Below are 15,684 nucleotides of genomic sequence, written 5' to 3' on the forward strand. Positions count from 1 at the left end.
AGAGTGGAGCCATGACCACGATCTTGAACTACCTCGTCGTCCTCGCCGTCGCCGCACTCCTCACCGGCCCCGCCCTGTACGGAACGGCCCGGGAACGCAGGATCGACCGGCAGCTGCGCGAAGCAGCCGCCGGCCGATCGGAGGCGAAGGCGGGGAAGGCCCCGAGGGCTCAGAAGTCCTCGTCCAGGTCGACGGTCCCCTCGACCGCGACCTGGTAGGCCGACGGGCGGCGCTCGAAGAAGTTCGTCAGCTCCTGGACGCCCTGCAGCTCCATGAAGGAGAACGGGTTCTGCGAGCCGTACACCGGCGGGAAGCCGAGACGGACCAGGCGCTGGTCGGCGACGCACTCCAGGTACTCGCGCATCGACTCGGTGTTCATGCCCGGCAGGCCGTCGCCGCACAGGTCGCGGCCGAACTGGAGCTCCGCCTCGACGGCCTCCTTCAGCATGTCGGTGACCTGCTGCTGGAGTTCCTCGTCGAAGAGCTCCGGCTCCTCCTTGCGGACGGTGTCGATGACCGCGAAGGCGAAGTCCATGTGGCAGCTCTCGTCACGGAACACCCAGTTGGTGCCGGTGGCCAGGCCGTGCAGCAGACCGCGGGAGCGGAACCAGTACACGTACGCGAAGGCGCCGTAGAAGAACAGGCCCTCGATGCACGCCGCGAAGCAGATCAGGTTCAGCAGGAAGCGGCGGCGGTCGGCGGCGTTCTCCAGCCGCTCGATCTTCTCGACCGAGTCCATCCACTTGAAGCAGAACTGAGCCTTCTCGCGGATGGAGGGGATCTCCTCGACCGCGTCGAAGGCCGCCGCGCGGTCGTCCGGGTCCGGCAGGTAGGTGTCGAGCAGCGTCAGGTAGAACTGGACGTGCACGGCCTCCTCGAACAGCTGGCGCGACAGGTACAGGCGCGCCTCCGGGGAGTTGATGTGCTTGTAGAGCGTGAGCACCAGGTTGTTCGAGACGATCGAGTCGCCCGTCGCGAAGAACGCGACCAGACGGCCGATCATGTGCTGCTCGGCCGGGGTCAGCTTCGCGAGGTCGGCGACGTCCGAGTGGAGGTCGACCTCCTCGACGGTCCAGGTGTTCTTGATGGCGTCCCGGTAGCGCTCGTAGAAGTCGGGGTAGCGCATCGGGCGGAGCGTGAGCTCGAAGCCCGGGTCCAGGAGGTTCTTGTCGGACTGGGTGGTGCTCATTACTGGCAGGCCTCGCAGGACTCGGGGTTCTCAAGGGAGCAGGCCAGCGCATCGGCGTCGACGGCCTGCGGGAGCGCCACCGGAGCGGCGGTGGCGGCCTGCGCGGCGCGGGCGATCTTCGTCGCCGGGCGCGAGCGCAGGTAGTACGTGGTCTTCAGGCCCTGCTTCCAGGCGTACGCGTACATCGAGCTGAGCTTGCCGATGGTGGGCGTCTCCAGGAACAGGTTCAGCGACTGGGACTGGTCGAGGAACGGCGTACGGGCCGCCGCCATGTCGATCAGGCCGCGCTGCGGGATCTCCCACGCCGTGCGGTACAGCTCGCGGACCTCCGCCGGGATCCAGCCGAAGCCCTGGACCGAGCCGGAGGAGTCGCGCAGCGCCTCGCGGGTCTGGGCGTCCCACACGCCGAGCTGCTTCAGCTCCTCCACCAGGTAGCCGTTGACCTGGAGGAACTCGCCCGACAGGGTCTCGCGCTTGAAGAGGTTGGAGACCTGCGGCTCGATGCACTCGTACACGCCGGCGATCGAGGCGATCGTCGCCGTCGGGGCGATGGCGAGGAGCAGCGAGTTGCGCATGCCGGTCTCGGCGACGCGGGCGCGCAGCGCCTCCCAGCGCTCCGGCCAGTTCAGCTCGGTGTCGTAGTGGTCCGGGTGCAGGACGCCGCGCGCGGTGCGGGTCTGCTCCCAGGCCGGCAGCGGGCCGCTGCGCTCGGCGAGGTCGCAGGAGGCCTCGTACGCGGCGAGCATGATGCGCTCGGAGAGCTTGGTGGACAGGGCCTTCGCCTCGGCGGAGTCGAAGGGCAGCTTCAGCTTGAAGAAGACGTCCTGGAGGCCCATGGCGCCCAGGCCGACCGGACGCCAGCGGGCGTTGGAGCGGCCCGCCTGCTCGGTCGGGTAGAAGTTGATGTCCACCACGCGGTCGAGGAAGGTGACGGCGGTGCGGACGGTCTCGTCGATCCGCTCCCAGTCGATCTCACCCGTCTCGGCGAGGACGAAGGCGCCCAGGTTGACCGAGCCGAGGTTGCAGACGGCGGTCTCGCCGTCGTTGGTGACCTCGATGATCTCCGTGCAGAGGTTGGAGGAGTGCACGACCGTACCCGGCTCGGCGGTCTGGTTCGCCGTGCGGTTGGAGGCGTCCTTGAAGGTCATCCAGCCCTGACCGGTCTGCGCGAGGGTGCGCATCATCCGGCCGTACAGGTCGCGGGCGGGCATGGTCTTGCGGGCCAGGCCCGACTCCTCGGCCTTGCGGTAGGCGGCGTCGAACGCGTCGCCCCACAGGTCGACCAGCTCGGGGACGTCGGCCGGGGAGAACAGCGACCAGTCGGCGTCGGCGTTCACGCGGCGCATGAACTCGTCCGGCACCCAGTGGGCGAGGTTCAGGTTGTGGGTGCGGCGCTGGTCCTCACCGGTGTTGTCGCGGAGCTCCAGGAACTCCTCGATGTCCGCGTGCCAGGTCTCCAGGTAGACGGCGGCGGCGCCCTTGCGGCGGCCGCCCTGGTTCACGGCGGCGACGGAGGCGTCGAGCGTCTTCAGGAACGGCACGATGCCGTTGGAGTGGCCGTTGGTGCCGCGGATCAGGGAACCGCGGGCGCGGATGCGGGAGTACGAGAGGCCGATGCCGCCGGCGTGCTTGGAGAGCCGGGCGACCTGGTGGTAGCGGTCGTAGATCGAGTCGAGCTCGTCCAGCGGCGAGTCCAGCAGGTAGCAGGAGGACATCTGCGGGTGCCGGGTGCCGGAGTTGAAGAGCGTCGGGGAGGACGGAAGGTAGTCCAGGCGGCTCATCAGCCGGTAGAGGGAGGCCACTTCCTCCACGGCCTGGACCGACTCGTCCGCGGCGAGACCGCAGGCGACGCGGAGCATGAAGTACTGCGGGGTCTCGATCACCTGGCGGGTGATGGGGTGGCGCAGCAGGTAGCGGCTGTGCAGGGTGCGCAGGCCGAAGAAACCGAAGCGGTCGTCCGCGCCCTCGGCGAGGGAGAACTCGACCAGCGCGTCGAGCCGGGCCGCGTGGGCGCGCACGAACTCGGCGGTGCGGTCGGCGATGAGGCCCTCGCGGTGGCCGACCTCGACGGAGCCGGAGAAGGAGGTGGAGCCCTGGCCGGCGGCCTCCTCGCGGACGGCCAGCGTCAGCAGCCGGGCGGCGAGCTTCGAGTACGCGGGGTCCTCGGAGATCAGGCCGGCGGCGGCCTCGGTGGCCAGGCCGCGCAGCTCGGCCTCGTCGGCGGCGGAGCTGCGGCCGCGGAGTGCGGCGGCGGCCACCCGGCCGGGGTCGGTGTCGGGGAGGTCCGCCGTCAGTTCGGTGAGGGTACGCAGCAGCGCGGCCCCCGGGCCCTCGGTGTTGTCGCCAGAAACGGACTCGGCGCGCGGTGCGGAAGGCGCGATGGTCACGGCGGGAGCTCTCCCTCGCTCGGCCCGGTCGACGGCGGGCGGACGCGGGGGAGCACGTGCGGGCGTGGCAGTACGCGTAACACCGCACGGCGTCCACCGGCCCAACCGCGAGGCCCGGACGAATCGGCACCCGGTTCGGTCGACCCGGATGCACCGTCGGCAGGTCCTCGGACTTTTCATACCGTTGCGGGACAGTTCCGGATTCGCACCGGATTCCCCTGCGGCGACAGCGAGGATGAGCATACATGTGGGGGCCGCGTCCTGCGCGACCCACCACATGTTGTGTCGGCGCGGCTACAGCTCCAGACGGTAGGTGAGCAGCGTCAGCCCCGGAACGGGCGCCCAGTCCCGCTCCGGGGTGCGGACGAACCCGAGGCGTTCGTAGATCCGTTGGGCGCCCTTCATCCCGCGCTGGGTCGAGAGCACCAGGTGCGTGACGCCGTCCAGCTCCCGGGCCCGGGCCGTGCAGGCGCGGACCAGGGCCTCGCCGGCGCCGCGGCCGCGCGCCTCGCGGGCGACGGCCAGCATCCGGAACTCGGCCTCGCCGGGCCCGGCGATGTCGGCGAGCGGGCTCCCGGGCGGGGCGAAGGTCACCCCGCCGAGCACGGCGCCCTCGTCGACGGCGACGAGCACCTCGCCGTGGGAGGCGCGCCCTGAGACATCGCGCAGCACGCCCGCGTAGAAGGCCTCGCCGGAGCCGAGGAGCCCGTCGCCCAGGTAGGCCTGCGCGGTGATCTCGCCGAGTTCTTCGTATTCGGCGGGTCGGGCCGCCCTGATGACGATGTCCATGTGGACGAGTGTGCCGGGTACTACGCTCGTGGGCATGAGCGCCCCGGGAAAGCGTCCCCACATGCTCCCCGAAGAGTTCGAGGCGGTGGCACGCATCGCCGCCCGCGAGGCGGAGGGGCTACGACTTGAGTTCATCGACGGGCGACTGAGCGTCAAGGCTCGGCATGACGGGAGTCGCGGGCGCGTGGTCCAGTGGCTGACGCGCGGCTTCCTCGAGTCGAGACCGGAGCTCTTTCTGCATGCCTGGAAGGGACTGCGGGTGCAGGCAGACCTCGCGTGCCGTGCAACGGCCGATGGAGTGTTGGCGCCGAGCGGCGCGTTCGCGGGAGAGGGCGAATGGGGTGAGCCCGAGCCGGTGCTCATGGTCGCCGAGGTGACCTCGTACGACTGCGAGACCGACCGGCGCAGCCGGGTCGACAAGCCCCGCGTCTACGCGGAAACCGGCATCCCGATCTACCTCTTGGTCGACCGGAACACGTGCGAGGTCTCGGTCTACAGCGAGCCCAACGGCCGCCGCTACGAGTGTGCCCGGACCGTGCCTTTCGGCAAGGACGTCCCGCTCCCCGACCCCGTCGGGATCACCCTCCGGACCGAGCCCCTCAAGGACTGGGTGCGCTGACGAACGGCGAAGGGCCCCGCCATGCTCGGCGGGGCCCTTCGGGCTGCGCTCAGCAGCAGCGGAAGCCCTCGCGGGGGTCCGCCTCGCGGGCGTCCGTGCGGGCGCGTTCGAACTCGCGCCGGGTCGGGACGGCCGCTTGCGGGTCGTGGGAGCGGGCGTGGGCGACGTACCGGTCGTAGGCCGCCTCGCCCGAGAACTCCCGTACGAAGTACCGGACGCGGGCCAGCGCGTCGCGCAGGCTCATGACGCCGCCGGTTCCTTGGCCCGTCCGCCGCCCGAGTCCAGGCCCGCCGCGGCGAGCTCGGCCCGCTCGGCCGCGGTCGGGATCAGACCGGCCGGAGCGATGATCTTCGACTCGGTCCACGGGACCTCGGCCAGCCGCACCGACTCCGGGTCGGAGACGGCCTTCAGGCAGGTCCGGGCGGCGTCGGCCAGCACGATGATGATCAGGACCGCGAAGAGCGCCGAAAGGACGCCGTCCACCGTGGCGTTGGTGACCACGGTGTGCATGTCGTCCATGGTCTTGGCGGGCGGCAGCACCTTGCCCGCGTCGATCCCGCCCTGGTACTTGTCGCGCTGCGCGAAGAAGCCGACCTTCACGTCGTCCGAGAAGACCTTCTGGTAGCTCGCGGTCAGCGTCACGGCCACGTCCCACGCCAGCGGGACGCCCGTCACCCAGGCCCACTTGAGCCGGCCGGACTTGACCAGCAGCGTGGTGCAGACGGCCAGGGCGACGGCGGCGAGCAGCTGGTTCGCGATGCCGAACAGCGGGAAGAGCTGGTTGATGCCGCCCAGCGGGTCCTTGATGCCGACCCACAGGAAGTAGCCCCAGCCGCCGACGACGACGGCGCTCGCGATCCACACGCCGGGCTTCCAGCTGATGTCCTTGAAGGACTTGTGCACGTTGCCGAGGGTGTCCTGGAGCATGAACCGCCCCACGCGGGTGCCCGCGTCGACGGTCGTCAGGATGAACAGCGCCTCGAACATGATGGCGAAGTGGTACCAGAAGGCCTTCATCCCCGCGCCGCCGATCACGGACGAGAAGATCTCCGACATTCCGAGTGCGAAGGTCGGCGCGCCACCGGTGCGGGAGAGCAGGCTCGCCTCCTCGACGTCCTTCGCCGCCTGCGCGAGGGCCTCCGGGCTGATGGCGAAGCCGAGGTGGGTCACCGCCTCCGAGGCGCTCTGGACCGTGGTGCCGATGACGCCGCCGGGGGAGTTCACCGCGAAGAAGAGACCGGGATCGATGATGGTGGCCGCGATCATCGCCATGATGGCGACGAACGACTCGGTGAGCATCGCGCCGTAGCCGATGACCCGGACCTGGGTCTCCTTCTGGATCATCTTCGGGGTGGTGCCCGAGGCGACCAGCGAGTGGAAGCCGGACAGGGCCCCGCACGCGATGGTGATGAAGACGAAGGGGAACATCGAACCGGCGAAGACCGGGCCGTCGCCGCGGGACGCGAAGTCGGTGACCGCGGGCATCTTCAGGGTCGGCATGGCGATGACCACGCCCACCGCCATCAGCGCGATGGTGCCGACCTTCATGAAGGTGGAGAGGTAGTCGCGGGGCGCGAGCAGCATCCACACCGGCAGCACCGACGCGATGAAGCCGTAGCCGATCATCCAGATGACCAGCGTCTCCTTCTCCAGGGTGAAGGTGGACGCGAGCGAGGACTCGGCGACCCATCCGCCCGCCACGATGGCGAGGAGCAGCAGGGCGACACCGATGACGGAGACCTCGGTGACCCGGCCCGGGCGCAGTACGCGCAGGTAGAAGCCCATGAAGAGGGCGATCGGGATGGTCATGCCGATGGAGAAGACGCCCCACGGGGAGTGCGCCAGGGCGTTGACGATGACCAGGCCGAGCACCGCCAGCAGGATGATCATGATGGTGAACACGGCGACCAGGGCGGCGGCCCCGCCGATCGGGCCGATCTCGTCACGGGCCATCTGGCCGAGCGAGCGGCCGTCGCGGCGGGTGGAGAAGAACAGCGTGACCATGTCCTGGACGGCCCCGGCGAAGATGACGCCCGCGACGATCCAGATCGTGCCCGGCAGGTAGCCCATCTGCGCGGCGAGCACCGGGCCGACGAGCGGGCCGGCGCCGGCGACGGCGGCGAAGTGGTGGCCGAACAGGACGCGCCGGTCGGTGGGGTGGAAGTCGACACCGTTGTCAAGGCGTTCGGCGGGGGTGGCCCGGGTGGGGTCCACCTTCAGTACCCGGTTCGCGATGAAACGCGCGTAGAAGCGGTAGCCGATCGCGTACGAGCCGACCGCGGCCGCGAGCAGCCAGGCGGCGGAGATCTCCTCGCCGCGGGAGAGGGCGAGCACGCCCCAGCCGATGGCGCCGACGAGCGCGACGAGCACCCATGCGGCGACGGACTTCGGGGAGGGCGAGCCGGGCGTGGTGCCCGGACTCGCCACGCCCCGTCGTGTGCCTGTTGCTTCCGGTTCAGCCATGACCCTCGTCCCCTCGTCGATCATCTGCCTAAGCGCAGGGAATCTACGGGGAATTGGCCGGTCAGCGTAAGACCCCGTCCGCATAACGGTATGGAGAGGGCGCCCGTCGGACGGTTCTCGCCGGCGGCGGGACGCGTCGGACGGCGGGGTGCGTCAGGCGGCGGGGTGCGTCAGACGGCGGGGCGCTTCAGCCTGGCGACGAACTTGTAGCGGTCGCCGCGGTACACGGACCGCACCCACTCCACCGGTTCGCCGTCGGCGTCCAGGGAGTGCCGGGAGAGCATCAGCATCGGCAGGCCGACGTCGGTGCCGAGCAGGCCGGCCTCGCGCGGGGTGGCCAGGGAGGTCTCGATGGTCTCCTCGGCCTCGGCCAGGTGCACGTCGTACACCTCGGCCAGCGCCGTGTAGAGCGAGGTGTACTTGGCGAGCGACCGGCGCAGCGCGGGGAAGCGCTTGGCCGAGAGGTGGGTGGTCTCGATGGCCATCGGCTCTCCGCTGGCCAGGCGCAGCCGCTCGATGCGCAGCACCCGTCCACCGGTGTTGATCTTCAGCAGTCCGGCGAGGGTGTCGTCGGCCGTCACGTAGCCGATGTCCAGGAGCTGGGAGGTCGGTTCCAGGCCCTGGGCGCGCATGTCCTCCGTGTACGAGGTGAGTTGCAGCGCCTGGGAAACCTTGGGCTTGGCGACGAAGGTGCCCTTGCCCTGGATCCGCTCCAGTCGTCCCTCCACGACCAGTTCCTGGAGGGCCTGGCGCACGGTCGTCCGCGAGGTGTCGAATTCGGCCGCGAGCGTGCGCTCCGGCGGGACCGGGGTGCCGGGCGGCAGGGTCTCGGTCATGTCGAGCAAGTGCCGCTTGAGTCGGTAGTACTTGGGTACACGTGCCGTGCGAGTCGCCGCCCCGCCTTCCGGCTCCGTGATCGCCCCTTCGGTGGCCATCGCCGCCCGCCTTCCCGACTCCAGTTTCGCTGCCGTCACCGGCTCCTCCGATATGTGCGGTCACATCGTGACACGTGCGGGGGGACAGCCCTGATCTCTGTCCAGGTGTCGGTCCGATAACGGACCGGACACCCGCTCATTAGACCCTTGACACCCCTAAAGGTCTAGGCCAAGCTCCAGCTACTGGTCTACACCAATATGGATCGGATCCCGGCCCCACGGGCAGTACTTGGTACGTCACCGCGGCGGGCGAGGGAAGTTGCAGGCAGCATCCCCGAGGAGGGTGGCGTGAAGCGCAAGCTCATTGCGGCGGTCGGTGTCGCGGGCATGATGGTCGGAGTCGCGGCGTGCGGCAACGGCGGCGACGACAAGGGGAAGGCCGACGCGGGTGGCGCCAAGGAGATCACCGTCTGGCTGATGGACGGTTCCGCGCCCAAGGCCTGGCTCGACGAGGTCAACAAGGAGTTCTCGGCCAAGCACCCCGGTGTCACGGTCAAGGTCGAGGAGCAGAAGTGGACCGGCATCCAGGAGAAGGTCACCACGGCCCTCTCCGAGAACACCCCGCCGGACGTCATCGAGCTCGGCAACACCCAGACCGCCGGCTACGCGGTCACCGGTGGCCTCGCCGACCTGACGAAGGACAAGGCCAAGCTCGGCGGTGACGCCTGGTCGAAGGGCATGACGTCCTCGTCCGAGATCGACGGCAAGCTCTACTCCGCTCCCTGGTACGCGGCCAACCGCGTCGTCGTCTACGACAAGAAGGCCTTCGAGAAGGCCGGCGTGACCGCACCGAAGACCCGTGACGAGTGGGTGGCCGGCCTGGAGAAGCTGAAGGCGGCCGACCCGGCCACGCAGCCGATCTACCTGCCCGGCCAGAGCTGGTACGTCCTCGCCGGCTTCGTCTGGGACGAGGGCGGCGACCTGGCCGTCAAGGACGGCGGCAAGTGGAAGGGCGCCCTGGGCACCCCGCAGGCCGCCTCCGCGATGGAGTTCTACAAGAAGCTCGCCTCCTTCTCCACCGCGCCCAAGGACAAGGACGAGGCCACCCCGCAGCAGTCCACCGACATCGTCCCCAAGGGCGGCGTCGCCTCCTGGATCGGTCTCGGCTGGGAGGCCGCCGGAGCGGAGAAGGCCCTGAAGGACGCGGGCAAGGAGGCCGACTTCGGCTACTTCCCGATCCCGGGCAAGACCGCCGACAAGCCCGGCACCGTCTTCCTCGGCGGCTCCAACCTCGCCGTGGCCGAGCGCTCCAAGAACAAGGAGCTCGCCAAGGAGTGGCTGGCCCTCGCCGCCGGCAAGGACCAGATGACCAAGTACGCGGCCGAGACCAAGGGCGCGCTGCTCCCGAACCAGGCCGGTGCGAACTTCGCCCCCGCCGCGGGCTCCTTCGCCGAGTCGATGGCCAAGGCCGGCGCCAACGGCAAGATCACCCCGGTCACCGCGGGCTGGGCGAACGTCGAGACCGAGCCGAACCCGGTCAAGGAGTTCATGACCAAGGTCCTGAACGGTGAGGACGCCGCCAAGGCGGGCGCGGCCGCGGACGCGGAGATCACCAAGCGCATCAACAAGTAACACCCCGCAGTACCGCAGCAAGCACTACCCAGCAGTGTGAACGCACCGGGGGGCACGGCAGGCGCCCAGACGCCTGCCGTGCCCCCGGTCGCGCATTTGACTCCACAGTCAACCGCGAGGAAGCCAGCCATGACCGTGCACTCCCAGGGAGCGGCGACCAGCGCTCCAGAGGACGCACCACTCGAGTCCGCCGGACGTCCCGAGGCGAACGCCACCCGGACCGGCCCCAGTCGTCCGTCTCCTCGCGGGGGCAGAAAGCCGCTCCCCTCGGGGTGGCTGCCCTACCTGCTGATCGGGCCCGCGGTGCTCAGCCTCGCGACCCTCCTGCTGTACCCGCTGATCAAGAACGTGATCCTGTCCTTCCAGGACATCAACAAGATCGAGTTCATCCAGCGGAAGTACCCCTTCGCCGGCTTCGCCAACTACACCGAGCTGCTCGGCGACTCGAACTTCTGGACCGTCGTGGTCCGCAGCTTCGCCTTCACCCTGGCCAACGTCGCACTGATCATGGTGCTCGGCAGCCTCATCGGCATCCTGCTGAACAAGCTCGGCAAGTGGATGCGCCTGGTCCTGTCGATGGCGCTGGTGATGGCCTGGGCCATGCCGATCGTCGCCTCCGTACAGGTCTTCAAGTGGCTGTTCGACGAGCAGTTCGGCGTCATGAACTGGGTCATGCGCACCGCCGGGTTCTCCGGTTACGAGCAGCACAACTGGATGGCCACCGGCCTGTCCACCCTGGTCATCGTCACCGTCCTGGTCGTCTGGGGCTCCATCCCCTTCGTCGCGCTCAACATGTACGCCGGACTGACCACGGTCGGCGCCGAGCTGTACGAGGCCGCGCGGATGGACGGCGCCAACGGCTGGCAGACCTTCTGGAAGATCGTCTTCCCGAACCTCAAGCCCTTCTTCCTCATCACCACGTTCCTCGAGGTGATCTGGGTCTTCAAGGCCTTCACCCAGGTCTACGCGATGAACAAGGGCGGTCCCGACCGCGCCTCCGAGATCCTGCCCGTCTTCGCCTACGTCGAGGGCCAGAGCCAGGCCCACTACGGCCTCGCCGCCGCGATCTCCGTCCTGACGATCCTCATCCTCGTGATCGTCATGTCCTTCTACTTCCGCCTGATCCTGAAGCAGGAGGAGGAGCAGTGAGCACGACCACCGCCCCGAAGGCCACCGCCCCGCAGCCCGCCGGCCCCCGGCCCGCGCCCGCGCAGAAGCTCCGCACGCGCCGCCCGCTGCGCCCCGGAGCCGTCGCCAAGAACGTCGGCGCGCTCCTGCTGGCCCTGGTCTTCGTCTTCCCCGTCTACTGGATGTTCTCCTCGGCGCTCAAGCCGTCCGACCAGATGCTGACGAAGGACCCCGTCTTCGTCTTCACGCCGACGCTGGACAACTTCGCCAAGGCCACCGGGGTCGAGAACTTCTGGACGTACGTCACCAACAGCGTCCTGGTCACCGTCGGCGCCGTCCTGCTGGCCCTGCTCGTCGCCCTCGCCGCGAGCTTCGCCATCGCCCGGATGCGGTTCAAGGGCCGCAAGGGACTCGTCCTCACGGTGATGATGGCCCAGATGGCCCCCTGGGAGGTCATGGTCATCGCGATGTACATGATCGCCCGCGACGGCGAGATGCTGAACAGCCTGCCGCTGCTCACCGCGATCTACTTCGTGATGATCCTCCCCTTCACCATCTGGACCCTGCGGGGCTTCATCGCCGCCGTCCCGGTGACCCTGGAGGAGGCCGCCCAGATCGACGGATGCACCCGCGGCCAGGCCTTCCGCAAGGTGATCTTCCCCCTGCTGGCCCCCGGCCTGATGTCCACCTCGCTCTTCGGCTTCATCACCGCCTGGAACGAGTTCGCGATGGTCCTGATCCTCAACAAGGACAAGACCGCCCAGACCCTGCCGCTGTGGCTGACCGAGTTCATGACGGCCTTCGGCAACGACTGGGGCGCCACCATGGCAGCGTCCTCGCTCTTCGCGGTCCCCGTCCTGCTGATCTTCATCTTCCTCCAGCGCAAGGCCGTCGGCGGCATGACCTCCGGCGCCGTGAAGGGATAACGGCACCATGACTGTCCTTGCGCACCACACGACTGCGTCCAATGGAGACGAGGAGCTGACCCGGGACGCCCTCGCCGTCCTCCAGCCCGGCTTCGAGGGCACCACCGCGCCGGCCTGGCTGCTGCGACAGGTCGGCGAAGGCCTCACCGCCGTGGGCCTCTTCGGCCGCAACATCGCCTCGGCCGAACAGCTCGCCGCGCTCACGGCGCAGCTGCGCGCCGAGCGCGACGACGTCCTCGTCGCCATCGACGAGGAGGGCGGCGACGTCACCCGCCTCGAAGTACGGGCCGGTTCCTCCTTCCCCGGCAACCTGGCCCTCGGCGCCGTCGACGACACCGCGCTGACCCGAGAGGTCGCCCGCGAGCTGGGCCGCCGCCTCGCCGAGTGCGGGGTCAACCTCAACTGGGCCCCGTCCGCGGACGTCAACTCCAACCCGGACAACCCGGTCATCGGCGTACGGTCCTTCGGCGCCGACACCCACCTCGCCGCCCGGCACACCGCCGCCTACGTCGAGGGCCTCCAGGCCGCCGGCGTCGCCGCCTGCACCAAGCACTTCCCGGGCCACGGCGACACCAGCGTCGACTCGCACCACGCGCTGCCGCGCATCGACGTCGACCTCGACACGCTGGCCGCACGCGAACTGGTCCCGTTCAAGGCCGCGATGGAGGCCGGCACCAAGGCCGTGATGAGCGCGCACATCCTGGTGCCCGCCCTCGACCCCACCCGCCCGGCCACCCTCAGCCCGCAGATCCTCACCGGCCTGCTGCGCGGGGAGCTCGGATACGAGGGCCTCATCGTCACCGACGGCATGGAGATGAACGCCATCGCCGGGACCTACGGGATCGAACGTGGCTCCGTGCTCGCCATCGCGGCCGGCGCCGACGCCATCTGCGTCGGCGGCGGACTCGCCGACGAGGCGACCGTCCTGCGGCTGCGGGACGCACTGGTCACGGCCGTCCGCGAGGGCACGCTCGCCGAGGAGCGGCTCGCCGACGCCGCGGCCCGGGTGCGCGCGCTCGCCGAGTGGACCCGCCGGGCCAGGCCGGACGCGCGGCAGGAGGGGAGCCGCGCGTCCGGCATCGGCCTGGAGGCCGCCCGGCGCGCCCTGGTCGTCACGGGCGGGGCCAAGCCGCTCACCGCGCCGTACGTCGCCACGCTCGCCCCCGTCGCGAACATCGCGGTGGGCGACGAGACCCCGTGGGGCGTGGCGGCCGAGCTGGCCTCGTTGCTCCCGGGCACGGAGGCGGGCGTCTACCCGCAGGGCGCCGCGGCCGCGGACGTCCTGGCGGCGGCGGGGGACCGCCCGGTCGTCGCCGTGGTCCGCGACGCGCACCGGCACCCGTGGATGACGCGGGTTCTGGACGCGCTGGTCGCCGCCCGGCCGGACACGGTGGTGGTCGAGATGGGCCTGCCGCGCGCGGAGCCCCGCGGGGCGCTGCACATCGCCACGCACGGCGCCTCGCGCGTCTGCGGGCGCGCGGCGGCGGAGGTCATCGCGGGGGCCTAGGGTCCGTCGTCGGTTCGCCACATACGGCAGAGGCCGGGCCTCCCCTCGGGGGAGCCCGGCCTCTGCCGTGTGCGGACGTGACGGACGGCCGGGCCCCACCGCCTGTGGGGGTCCGGCCGTCCGCGTTCACGAGGCCTGCGTGGGGCTAGAGCCCCTGCCAGGCCGGCTTGTTGGCGTAGGTGTGGCGGAAGTAGTCGGCCAGCTTCAGCTTCGACGCGGCGGCCTCGTCCACGACGACGGTGGCGTGCCGGTGCAGCTGCAGGGCGGAGGCCGGGACCAGCGCGGACAGCGGACCCTCGACGGTCTGCGCGACCGCCTCGGCCTTGCCCTCGCCAGTGGCGAGCAGGACCAGGTGACGGGCGTCGAGGATGGTGCCGATGCCCTGGGTGATGACGTGGTGGGGCACCTGGTCCATGTCGCCGTCGAAGAAGCGCGCGTTGTCCACGCGGGTCTGCTCGGTCAGCGTCTTGATCCGGGTGCGGGAGGCGAGGGAGGAGCAGGGCTCGTTGAAGCCGATGTGCCCGTCGGTGCCGATGCCCAGCAGCTGGAGGTCGACGCCGCCGGCCGCGGCGAGCGCCCGGTCGTACGCCTCGCAGGCGGCGACGATGTCCTCGGCGGAGCCGTCGGGGCCCATGAAGGAGGCCTCGGACAGGCCGAGGGGCTCCACGACCTCGCGCAGCACGACGGCCCGGTAGGACTCGGGGTGCCCGGCCGGCAGTCCGACGTACTCGTCGAGCTGGCAGATGCGGGCCTTGGAGACGTCGACCTCACCGGCCCCGACCTTGGCGGCGAGGGCCTCGTAGATGGGCAGCGGGGTGGAGCCGGTCGCCACGCCGAGCAGGGCGTCGGGCTTGCGGCGCACCAGGGCGGCCATGGCCTCCGCGATGAGCTCGCCGCCTGCCTTGGCGTTCGGGACGATGACAACTTCCACGCGGGGCCTGCCCATCTGGAGTGCGGTGGTGGTATAGACCAATCTACCAGAGTCGGGCCCTTCTTCGCCGGGCTCCGCCCAAGTCCCATGGTGATCCGGATGGCTCCGTCCGGCCTGCCGGGCCGGGGCCCGGACGCGGGCGAGGCCGGATGCCGCTGCGCGGCACCCTGGGCTCCGCCCAGACCCGCGCCTCAAACGCCGGCGGGGCTGGATTTGGCCGACGTAGGCCTTCGGCTGTCGGACCGTTCCAGCCTGCCGGGTGAAAATCCGGCCCCTCCGGCGTTTGAGGAGCGGGGTCCGGGGCGGAGCCCAGGGTCTTTGGGCCGCACCGGTGGCGGCGGCCGCACCGGTGGCGGCGAAGGCCGAGCCCCGCCGGCGCTTGAGGCGGAGGGGGCCGGGGCTAGACCAGGGCCAGCTGGAGGCCGCCCGTGGCGTTCAGGTGTTGGCCCGTGATCCAGCGGGAGTCCGGGGAGGACAGGAAGGCCACCACGTCCGCGACCTCCTCCGCCTCGCCGATGCGGTGGAAGACCGAGCGGGACGCCAGGTGCGCCCGGGTCCCCGCGTCCGCGAGGAGGCCCGCGTTCAGGTCGGTCTCCGTGATGCCGGGGCCGACCGAGTTCACGGTGATCCCGCGCGGCGCGAGCTCCGCCGCGAGCGAGCGCGTCAACGCGTTCGTCGCCGCCTTCGCCGTGATCGTCGCCAGGATCGCCGGCAGGGCCAGGTCCGGGGTGCCGGTCACGTTCACGATCCGGCCGCCGTCCCGCAGCCGCGCCAGCCCGTACTTGATCACGAACAGCGGCGCCTTCGCGTTCAGGGCCAGCGTGCGGTCGTACGTCTCCTCGTCGATCTCCTCGATGCCCGCGAAGGCCGCCGCCCCCGCGTTGTTGACCAGGATGTCCACGCCCTCCGTGTGCGCGGGATGGGCCTCGTACGCCGCCCACAGCGCCCGCGCGTCCCCCGGCACGCCGAGCTCCGCACGGATCGCGAAGGCCGAACCGCCGGCCGCCTCGATCGCGGCCACCGTCTCCGCCGCGGCCGCCCCGTCGCGCCCGTAGTGCACCGCGACCAGCGCGCCGTCCCGCGCCAGCCGCTCCGACACGGCCCGTCCGATACCCCTGCTGCCACCCGTGACCAGCGCCGTCTTCCCCTTGAGCACGCCCATGACGCGCCCCCCTTCGCAATTCGCTAGTGGTCGCTACAGAAAGGACCGTATCAGATTCCCTAACGACCGCTATAGA

14 protein-coding genes and 1 riboswitch are annotated in these 15,684 nt (G+C 70.5%); of the genes, 6 read left to right on the forward strand and 8 right to left on the reverse strand.

Translation table 11 applies throughout. The features are described 5' to 3' along the window. The first annotated feature begins 11 nt into the window (after positions 1-11). A complete protein-coding gene (locus tag ACFYZL_RS04185; RefSeq protein ID WP_384751778.1) occupies positions 12-218 on the forward strand; it encodes a hypothetical protein in 207 nt (68 codons plus the stop codon). On the opposite strand, the gene ACFYZL_RS04190 is transcribed toward ACFYZL_RS04185, so the two are convergent. The 3 genes from ACFYZL_RS04190 to ACFYZL_RS04200 all read right to left on the reverse strand — a co-directional run bounded on the left by ACFYZL_RS04190 (position 170) and on the right by ACFYZL_RS04200 (position 4,365). Beyond that, positions 170-1,189, reverse strand: a complete 1,020-nt coding sequence (locus tag ACFYZL_RS04190) for a ribonucleotide-diphosphate reductase subunit beta (protein WP_384751775.1) — start codon at positions 1,187-1,189, stop codon at positions 170-172. The two genes, ACFYZL_RS04185 and ACFYZL_RS04190, sit on opposite strands and share 49 nt — an antisense overlap. Then, positions 1,189-3,576, reverse strand: coding sequence for a ribonucleoside-diphosphate reductase subunit alpha (locus ACFYZL_RS04195; RefSeq protein WP_388675760.1), 2,388 nt, complete (start codon positions 3,574-3,576; stop codon positions 1,189-1,191). Before ACFYZL_RS04195 ends, ACFYZL_RS04190 begins: the two co-directional genes overlap by 1 nt. A gap of 162 nt (positions 3,577-3,738) precedes the next feature. Next, positions 3,739-3,794, reverse strand: a riboswitch (cobalamin riboswitch). 76 nt (positions 3,795-3,870) lie between these two features. Further along, positions 3,871-4,365, reverse strand: coding sequence for a GNAT family N-acetyltransferase (locus ACFYZL_RS04200; RefSeq protein WP_388675763.1), 495 nt, complete (start codon positions 4,363-4,365; stop codon positions 3,871-3,873). Between the two features lie 34 nt (positions 4,366-4,399). On the opposite strand from ACFYZL_RS04200, the gene ACFYZL_RS04205 reads away from it, so the two are divergent. After that, the gene (locus ACFYZL_RS04205; protein WP_388675766.1) at positions 4,400-4,984 is read left to right on the forward strand and encodes a Uma2 family endonuclease; all 585 of its coding nucleotides are present in this window, start codon (positions 4,400-4,402) and stop codon (positions 4,982-4,984) included. Between the two features lie 49 nt (positions 4,985-5,033). On the opposite strand, the gene ACFYZL_RS04210 is transcribed toward ACFYZL_RS04205, so the two are convergent. From ACFYZL_RS04210 to ACFYZL_RS04220, 3 genes are all read right to left on the reverse strand, one after another. Continuing rightward, entirely contained in the window at positions 5,034-5,228 is a 195-nt protein-coding gene (locus tag ACFYZL_RS04210) for a CstA-like transporter-associated (seleno)protein (protein WP_384751767.1), read from the reverse strand. Next, positions 5,225-7,447, reverse strand: a complete 2,223-nt coding sequence (locus ACFYZL_RS04215; RefSeq protein ID WP_384751764.1) for a carbon starvation CstA family protein — start codon at positions 7,445-7,447, stop codon at positions 5,225-5,227. The genes ACFYZL_RS04210 and ACFYZL_RS04215 overlap by 4 nt, the downstream gene beginning before the upstream one ends. 170 nt (positions 7,448-7,617) lie before the next feature. Beyond that, the gene (locus ACFYZL_RS04220; protein WP_215146782.1) at positions 7,618-8,382 is read right to left on the reverse strand and encodes a GntR family transcriptional regulator; all 765 of its coding nucleotides are present in this window, start codon (positions 8,380-8,382) and stop codon (positions 7,618-7,620) included. Positions 8,383-8,670: 288 nt separating this feature from the next. Between ACFYZL_RS04220 and ACFYZL_RS04225 the strand changes: the two genes are divergently transcribed. The 4 genes from ACFYZL_RS04225 (at position 8,671) to ACFYZL_RS04240 (ending at position 13,515) form a co-directional block, all read left to right on the forward strand. Further along, positions 8,671-9,954: an extracellular solute-binding protein gene (locus tag ACFYZL_RS04225; protein ID WP_384751762.1), complete on the forward strand. Its 1,284-nt coding sequence runs from the start codon at positions 8,671-8,673 to the stop codon at positions 9,952-9,954. Between the two features lie 129 nt (positions 9,955-10,083). After that, positions 10,084-11,103: a carbohydrate ABC transporter permease gene (locus tag ACFYZL_RS04230; RefSeq protein ID WP_384759144.1), complete on the forward strand. Its 1,020-nt coding sequence runs from the start codon at positions 10,084-10,086 to the stop codon at positions 11,101-11,103. 86 nt (positions 11,104-11,189) lie between these two features. Next, the gene (locus ACFYZL_RS04235; RefSeq protein WP_384759151.1) at positions 11,190-12,008 is read left to right on the forward strand and encodes a carbohydrate ABC transporter permease; all 819 of its coding nucleotides are present in this window, start codon (positions 11,190-11,192) and stop codon (positions 12,006-12,008) included. A gap of 7 nt (positions 12,009-12,015) precedes the next feature. Next, the gene (locus ACFYZL_RS04240; protein ID WP_388675772.1) at positions 12,016-13,515 is read left to right on the forward strand and encodes a glycoside hydrolase family 3 protein; all 1,500 of its coding nucleotides are present in this window, start codon (positions 12,016-12,018) and stop codon (positions 13,513-13,515) included. A gap of 145 nt (positions 13,516-13,660) precedes the next feature. Here the strand turns inward: ACFYZL_RS04240 and nagB are convergent, their stop codons facing one another. Together nagB and ACFYZL_RS04250 are read right to left on the reverse strand one after the other, a co-directional pair. Further along, complete coding sequence (gene nagB / locus ACFYZL_RS04245) at positions 13,661-14,446, reverse strand: glucosamine-6-phosphate deaminase (RefSeq protein WP_384759369.1); 786 nt, start codon at positions 14,444-14,446, stop codon at positions 13,661-13,663. 400 nt (positions 14,447-14,846) lie between these two features. Beyond that, positions 14,847-15,608, reverse strand: a complete 762-nt coding sequence (locus tag ACFYZL_RS04250; RefSeq protein WP_384758296.1) for an SDR family oxidoreductase — start codon at positions 15,606-15,608, stop codon at positions 14,847-14,849. Positions 15,609-15,684: the final 76 nt, after the last annotated feature.

It is taken from the genome of Streptomyces sp. NPDC001717, assembly GCF_042892775.1.
Lineage (GTDB): Bacteria > Actinomycetota > Actinomycetes > Streptomycetales > Streptomycetaceae > Streptomyces.

Excerpts from the sequence above, each read along its gene's own strand:
- ACFYZL_RS04250 (WP_384758296.1), bottom strand. The coding sequence starts at position 15,608 with ATGGGCGTGCTCAAGGGGAAGACGGCGCTGGTCACGGGTGGCAGCAGG.
- ACFYZL_RS04190 (WP_384751775.1), bottom strand. The coding sequence starts at position 1,189 with ATGAGCACCACCCAGTCCGACAAGAACCTCCTGGACCCGGGCTTCGAG.
- ACFYZL_RS04230 (WP_384759144.1), top strand. The coding sequence starts at position 10,084 with ATGACCGTGCACTCCCAGGGAGCGGCGACCAGCGCTCCAGAGGACGCA.
- ACFYZL_RS04185 (WP_384751778.1), top strand. The coding sequence starts at position 12 with ATGACCACGATCTTGAACTACCTCGTCGTCCTCGCCGTCGCCGCACTC.
- ACFYZL_RS04200 (WP_388675763.1), bottom strand. The coding sequence starts at position 4,365 with ATGGACATCGTCATCAGGGCGGCCCGACCCGCCGAATACGAAGAACTC.
- ACFYZL_RS04205 (WP_388675766.1), top strand. The coding sequence starts at position 4,400 with ATGAGCGCCCCGGGAAAGCGTCCCCACATGCTCCCCGAAGAGTTCGAG.
- ACFYZL_RS04215 (WP_384751764.1), bottom strand. The coding sequence starts at position 7,447 with ATGGCTGAACCGGAAGCAACAGGCACACGACGGGGCGTGGCGAGTCCG.
- ACFYZL_RS04210 (WP_384751767.1), bottom strand. The coding sequence starts at position 5,228 with ATGAGCCTGCGCGACGCGCTGGCCCGCGTCCGGTACTTCGTACGGGAG.
- ACFYZL_RS04240 (WP_388675772.1), top strand. The coding sequence starts at position 12,016 with ATGACTGTCCTTGCGCACCACACGACTGCGTCCAATGGAGACGAGGAG.
- ACFYZL_RS04220 (WP_215146782.1), bottom strand. The coding sequence starts at position 8,382 with ATGGCCACCGAAGGGGCGATCACGGAGCCGGAAGGCGGGGCGGCGACT.